Genomic DNA, 6,293 nt, shown 5'->3' with positions numbered 1-6,293 from the left:
CCCAGCAAAGCCACGCCGCCTGATCGGCTCCGTCACCCAGATTCAGGCATAGCTCTAAAGAGCCTTTTGCTCGGCTCTGCGGCGGGTCTGATCGCCGTGGGCGGAGCGCAGGCAGCCGATCTTCCCGTGAAGGCCAAGGCGGTCGAATACGTGAAGATTTGTTCGCTCTACGGCGCGGGTTTCTACTACATCCCCGGCACCGACACCTGCATCAAGCTGGGTGGTTATCTGCGCGCTGAAGTCGCGCTGAACACCAACAGCGTCTACACCGGCAACTATTCCGGCGTCGCGGGCGCGCACAACGCCCTCAGCAACTATTACACCATGCGGGCTCGTGAAGACCTCAACATTGACACCCGTACCGCGACGGAATACGGCGTGGTCCGCACGTTCTTCGATGCGACGTTCAGTTGGACCAGCGGTGGCTACAGCGGTAGCGGAACCACCGCTTATGACAGCAACAACCCCGCCGGAACTGGCAGCGGACAGGTGGCTGGTGGTGCGCTCGGCGTGTACTACGCCTTCATCCAGTTCGCTGGCTTCACGATGGGTAAGGCGGTCTCCCAGTTCTCCGCTCCCTGGACCAACTATCCCGGCAACAACTTCGACGGTCTCGTCGGTGGCGGCGGCACGGTCACTGGCGTCAACCAGTTCACCTACACCGCTGACTTCGGTCAGGGCATCACGGCGTCGTTCTCGGCGCAGGATCAGGTCGCCTACTATCAGGCAGGCATCAACAACCTCGGTGCTCCGGGCGGCTTCGGTTACGGCACCAGCAACATCGGTGGATCGCGCTCTCCTGATCTGGTTGCCATGCTTCGCGTTGACCAAGCTTGGGGTTTGTTCCAGGCATCGGTGGCCGCACATGAGAACCATGCTGGTTACAATACTGGTGCCGGCGAATTCTCGGGTCGCGCCAGCGACAAGTGGGGTTGGGCTGGGCAACTTGCTTTGTCGATCAAGAACATCCCGACAGGCGCGGGTGACACGATCAACGTTCAGGGCGTCTACACGAACGGCGCGACCCGCTACAACATCCAAGACCTTGCCGGTGGTGCGGGTGCGTGGACAACCTACAGCGGCACTGGCGTGGCTGGCGCCTACCAGAGCCTCGGCATCGCGTTCGCTCCTGATGCAGTGTACGCCCCGGGCGGTGACCTTCAGCTCGTTGAGACTTGGGGTATGCGCGGCGGTTTCACCCATAACTGGGATCCGTACTGGAACACCGGTATCTACGGTGCATACGCTGCAGTTCGCTACAATGGCGCATCAAAGACGCTGATGTGCGGTGTCGGTGGTGTCGGTGGAACGGTGAGGGCGGCACTGGGTGCTGCTGGTCTCACCAACTGCGACCCGGATTACAACATCGCCCAGCTCGGGGTAATCACCCGATGGACCCCGGTCAAAAACCTCACGTTCTCGGCTGATTTCACCTACACCCGCTTGGATCAGAAGTACTCGGGCGTCACCGGCGCTGGTGCGAATGCTGCTGTCGGTAAGCCGGTAGCGGCGTATGAGTTGAAGGACCAGGATACCTATCAGTTGCTCCTCCGCGCTCAGCGCAACTGGTAAGCTTAGTCAAACGACGTGACCTCCAAGAGCCCTCGGCGGGAATGCCGGGGGTTTTCTTGCTTTATTGAGTGATGGTGGACCTTATGGCCCCCAATGAGGCCCGGGCACGGCCCCCCGAACTGGTTGAACAGATCGTTAGAGCGGTCCGATCTGTTGATGTTCTTATCTCGAAGGTTCAAACCGCATGGGCAAGCAAGATGGGGCTGACTGTTCCGCAATGGAATATGTTGGTTGTCATCGCAGAGGCTCACCAATGCGGGGGTCTCCAGGTCAAATCCGTTGCTGAGGCTTTGCGAGTAAATGGCTCGTTCATCGTCAACCAATCGAGACCATTGGAAGAACTCGGCCTAATCCGAAGGAAAAGCTCGAGCACTGATAAGCGACTAGTCTATCTTTCCGCTACGCCGAAGGCTCTCAAGGACCTTGCTGGAATACAAAGCAGCAGGGACGCGGTGACTGCGTCCATCAAGAAGGAAATGGGCGAGGCAGCGACATTGCACACGATAGAACTGCTGCAGCAGCTTGAGCGGTGTATTGGTCGTTGTCGTGTGAGGTTGCAGATCGAGGACTAAAAAGTCGTCCGTGAAGAGCGGCTAAGCGATTGATCTGGGGTCGGATTATTCGTTGTGACCTGTTTTGAGATTGCAGGGTTTTGATGCTTCGGGCATCGGAACCCTGCAATTTCGTTTTGAGGATTGAACGAAGCCGCTGGCGCGGCATTTGAGGAGAGGTGGTAACGGCCGCCTCCTGTCTGAGAGGATCGAGGGTTTTCAGAGCCCAACCCTTCAGACAGGAGGTTTTCCGATGACCCAGGTGAGCCCTCTCCGCCGACGCATGATCGAGGACATGACGGTCCGCAATTTGTCGCCGCCCGAATGTCACGCAGCAACGCGACCGGGTCCAAGCTGATGCAGATTTCCTGCAGTCGGGCCCGAACCGCATCGGAGGTACGTGGGTCGGCGGTCAGCCGCTGATGCGGCGTCGTCGGCGCACTATAAGATTTCTGGCCGCGTGCGCCATCGCGTTGCTTTCCGATCAGCTTGAACGGCGGCCGGAAGAAGTTTAAGAACAGGCGCACTGAACGATAGAGTTCTGCGAGCAACGCAGCCGCCTCGAGCCCCTAAAACCGCCGATAACCAATCATCCGTCGGACCGCGGCTCCGTTCTTCTGTTCGACAAATGCCTGGTCATTGTTGCGGTAAGGTCGGCAACGCGTGAAGACAATGTTCGCCTGCTCGCAATACGCTTTCAGCGTCTCGTTTATGAAAACAGAATCATTGTTGGTATCGATGCCCTGGAGCGAAATCGGCAGCTGACGGCGAAGCTCTGTCAACACGGTGCTCAGGAGCGTTGCTCGCGCACCAGCAACGGCGCACACTCCGTCCAACCGGTCGCAATATCCGTGAGCACCAGCGTCTGGATAAAACTGCCGCGCGCCGAGGGTCCGCTGTGGGCGACTAGATCGGCTTCAACAAAGTCCGGCGCCGGATCCTTCCAGTCGGCGGACGTCCGTACCGGGTTGCTCCGTCGCAATGCGCTCGCCACCGGCCGACGGCGCTGGCGCCCGCCCTCCTGTCGGATCTTGACCAGCGCCCGGTCGACCGTCGACGCGCTCATCGCCAGCAGCTTCGCGCGGATTTCAGGCGCCAGGCCCATGTGGCCGTTCCGTTCCATCGACTCGATCCGGAGCGGCAGCAGCGCTTTCAGTCTCTTGCCACAAACCGGTCCGAGGCCTCCCAAAGAACTACCAGCGCATTTCGTTCAGCTTCCTCTTAAATCCGGCGACGGCTGTGCCGAACCGAGGATGCCTTCGGAGCAGGCGCATCACGTGCTTTCGATGAAAGTCCGTCACAACCACAAAGCCGTCGAGCATTCGCACCTTCTCCGCGCGGCTCGCCTCTCTGTAGCGCTGCCCCACAGCGACCGTCAGTTCTCTTCGAGTCGCCATGCTCAGTTGCCTCGTTATCGCCCCCGCTGTCCCATTCCACTGGGGAGTGAGGCAACGGCCTAGCATTCAGGAACATTTCAGGCGGCGCAATGCGCTCGTGCCTTCCCGAGGCGGTGAGCGTTGGAGTCATATGGGATTTGAGGCCGATCGGCCGCGCGCCTCACCGGCAGCTTCGATGTCGGCGAAGGCCTTGGCCATGCCGTGGAGGCCGAGGACGTTGAGGCGATCGAGGGTCGGATGGGTGAGCAAGGGATGATCCCCTAGCTTTAGTAGCGCGGTCCGCGGATGTTGGCATGCAGGATCAGCGCATCGTCCACGGAGCGCTGGTGAGCAGGACGCCGATCGCGAGCGGCTCGGTCGGGACGGGATAGACGATCATGTGAGCCATCTGGGCCGGTTCTAACGCGACCGGCTCGGCCTGCATCAAACGGTGACATCCGCACTGGACATGAAGCAGGATTCCTGCATCCGCTAGGTCGCCCGAGTTTGCATGATCCGGGGCCGGATGCGACGAGCAGCAGACCATCACTCTGGATGGAACTCAGTGCCGTCGCAGTTTCGGAGCTGATGACCGAGAAGGCGAACGCGAAAACCATGAGGCTTGCCAAGGCAGCACGCAGCAGGCGCGCTGGGTCGCTAGTCCAAAGGTGCCGCAGGCTCGTCATCGCACCCCTGATCTTTGTTCTGCCGCAAGCAGGCACAAGGTAGGCCTTCCTCTTGCCGGGATAAGGCGCTTCATCGTCTGGGACGGCCTCAAGCGAACCTGCGCGAGATACCGAATCTGCTGTCCTTCCCCGGTTTGGCACGTCGGCCGATGAATGCAGAGCCGTATTGGTGCCCGGTTCCTCTGGATCGGCTTCGGATCCTAGCATCGGCGTCGCCCGCGCCGCGGCGCGCGGCCCGCTTCACCCGCAAAATAGCGCAGCGTCAGTTAGGTAACGAGGCTCAAGATGGCAGTACAGGCCGTAGCCCATCGCCGCCCGACTCGCGCCTGTGGCCCAGAGGCTGGCCGCGGTTGACGTGCCGGAGGGGCGACCGGCATATTTGGGTATCGCACCGTCGCCGATGAAGCTCACACCCGTGATCAAGCCTTCCAGGATGCGAGCCTGTCGTGTCGAGCCCGCACGAGCATGCAGATGGCGACGAGCACGGAACCGCAGGAGGCGACGGCGACGAGGGGGAAGGTCCGGATGCCGCCCGCGCGCTACTCCCGCTCGGTCCCAGCCGATCGGCACCGCGAGTGCTTAGGCAGCCGCGAGGTCGATCACGTGAAACGCCACCTCCCAAAAACCAAGGATTGTAAACGTAAATAAAAGGTCTCTTTAAACAGAACTGCAAGCTACTCTCGTGCGATACGGCTTACTCTCACTGTCACGTCCAAGCCATGTCCGTAAGGGCCAACTTCCACGGCGCCCGAAGGGCCGCCGTTTATTTGCGCTGGTCAGAAGACATGGCCGGCACGAGCGCGGACTCCTTCAGGCGACGATCTCCTCGATGACCAGCATGCCCAGGAAGCCGACGAAGAACATCGCGGTGGTCCAGGGTTTCTCGGGTACGGCATGCGCCTCTACGAGCAGCTCTTCCGTGACGAGATAGAGCAGCGCGACGAGCGCGAAGGCAAAGAAGCCGGCGAGGTAGGGACCGGGCAGCGCGCCGACCGGCGTGCCCAGGAGGGCGCCCACCGGCAGCAAGACCGCGAGACCGGCCACAATACCGATTACGCGCGCCGCCGAGCCGCTTGTCTGCTTGAGCTCGGACGCAAGCGCGAGCCCGAGGAACAGTACCTCGAGCGTGAGTGCGCCCGTGAGCAGCAGACCTTGCTTTGCTCCGGCGGCGAAGCCGATACCGAGGACGAGCCCATCGACCAGGATGTCGATCCCGACGGTCACGATGAGCCCGGTCGAGCCTTTCGCTGTCTCTCCCAGACGCTTGACCAGGAGCATCAGGGCAACACCGAGGGCTCCACCCACAATCACCGCGATGGGAGATTGCTGGTGCTTGAGGTCGGGCAGGATCTCGCCCGCTACCGCAGCAAACAGAACGCCCGCCGCGAGGTGCTGGATGGCGCTGGCAAGCGACGGGCCGGGTTGGCGCACGGCGGTGACGGCCGCCCCCAACACCGACGCGACGGCAGGGATGAGCGTGTAGGCCCAAGCCGACATCAGGGCTCCATAGCCGGGATTGTCATCGGTGACATGATCGGCTCCGGCCGCTGACCGGCTCAGGTCCGTCAGACATGCAGCGCCTTCTCCTCGGCCCGGTACACATCATCATAGCCGCATCATAGCCGCGTGTGCTCATGTTCATGGTTCTACTCATGCCGATACTACAATCGGCACTCTTGGAGCTTGCAGCGCACCGCAGCACCCTCTGCTCCGAGGCTGCAAACGGCAGTTTTCTTCAAACGTTCCAACAGCGGACATCGGTGGTCTGGATTGATCCAATCCTGCTAAGCGATCGTCTCGCCAGCTGCGATCGCCGTCTCCGCAACCCCGACCAGCTCCGACGGAGTAATCGCTACCGTCTGTGCCACTGGAGAGAAGGAATGTCAGCTTGACAACAACACGCAGTTTAACGGCAGGTTGACAGGTCGCAGACGAATTTCTATGGTTCCATCGCGAAAAACGTTCTCAAGGTGAAGCGACGAAACCGATCAAGCATCCACCGCGATCACGCTCATGATCAAGACGGACTCGGGCAAGTCGGGGCTGGCGAAGTTGCCGCGCGGCAATCAGGGTGACAGTGGAGCGTCAATCAGGATGAGAGAGCTTCG

The 6,293-nt window shown here is 60.9% G+C and carries 5 protein-coding genes and 1 pseudogene; 2 read left to right on the top strand and 4 right to left on the bottom strand.

Annotated features, from left to right (window positions below; all coding sequences use genetic code 11):
- Positions 1-48 precede the first annotated feature (48 nt).
- The gene (locus tag AX729_RS25545; RefSeq protein WP_061026973.1) at positions 49-1,572 is read left to right on the top strand and encodes a porin; all 1,524 of its coding nucleotides are present in this window, start codon (positions 49-51) and stop codon (positions 1,570-1,572) included.
- 71 nt (positions 1,573-1,643) lie between these two features.
- Positions 1,644-2,144, top strand: a complete 501-nt coding sequence (locus AX729_RS41850; protein WP_057196399.1) for a MarR family winged helix-turn-helix transcriptional regulator — start codon at positions 1,644-1,646, stop codon at positions 2,142-2,144.
- Positions 2,145-2,443: 299 nt separating this feature from the next.
- Here the strand turns inward: AX729_RS41850 and AX729_RS25535 are convergent.
- From AX729_RS25535 to AX729_RS25530, 4 genes and pseudogenes are all read right to left on the bottom strand, one after another.
- A pseudogene (locus AX729_RS25535) lies at positions 2,444-3,586 on the bottom strand (ISNCY family transposase); the annotation flags it as partial.
- Between the two features lie 60 nt (positions 3,587-3,646).
- Positions 3,647-3,769, bottom strand: coding sequence for a hypothetical protein (locus AX729_RS39965; protein WP_502686918.1), 123 nt, complete (start codon positions 3,767-3,769; stop codon positions 3,647-3,649).
- 52 nt (positions 3,770-3,821) lie between these two features.
- Entirely contained in the window at positions 3,822-3,947 is a 126-nt protein-coding gene (locus tag AX729_RS41560) for a hypothetical protein (RefSeq protein ID WP_283807817.1), read from the bottom strand.
- Between the two features lie 1,048 nt (positions 3,948-4,995).
- On the bottom strand, positions 4,996-5,682 hold the full coding sequence (locus AX729_RS25530; protein WP_057196398.1) for a ZIP family metal transporter: 687 nt from the start codon (positions 5,680-5,682) through the stop codon (positions 4,996-4,998).
- Between the last annotated feature and the right edge of the window lie 611 nt (positions 5,683-6,293).

It is taken from the genome of Bradyrhizobium sp. CCH5-F6, from assembly GCF_001556045.1.
In the GTDB taxonomy this organism is placed as follows: domain Bacteria; phylum Pseudomonadota; class Alphaproteobacteria; order Rhizobiales; family Xanthobacteraceae; genus Bradyrhizobium.
The sequence above is the reverse complement of the archived record's forward strand: the minus strand, read 5'-3'. Positions and strand labels throughout refer to the sequence as shown.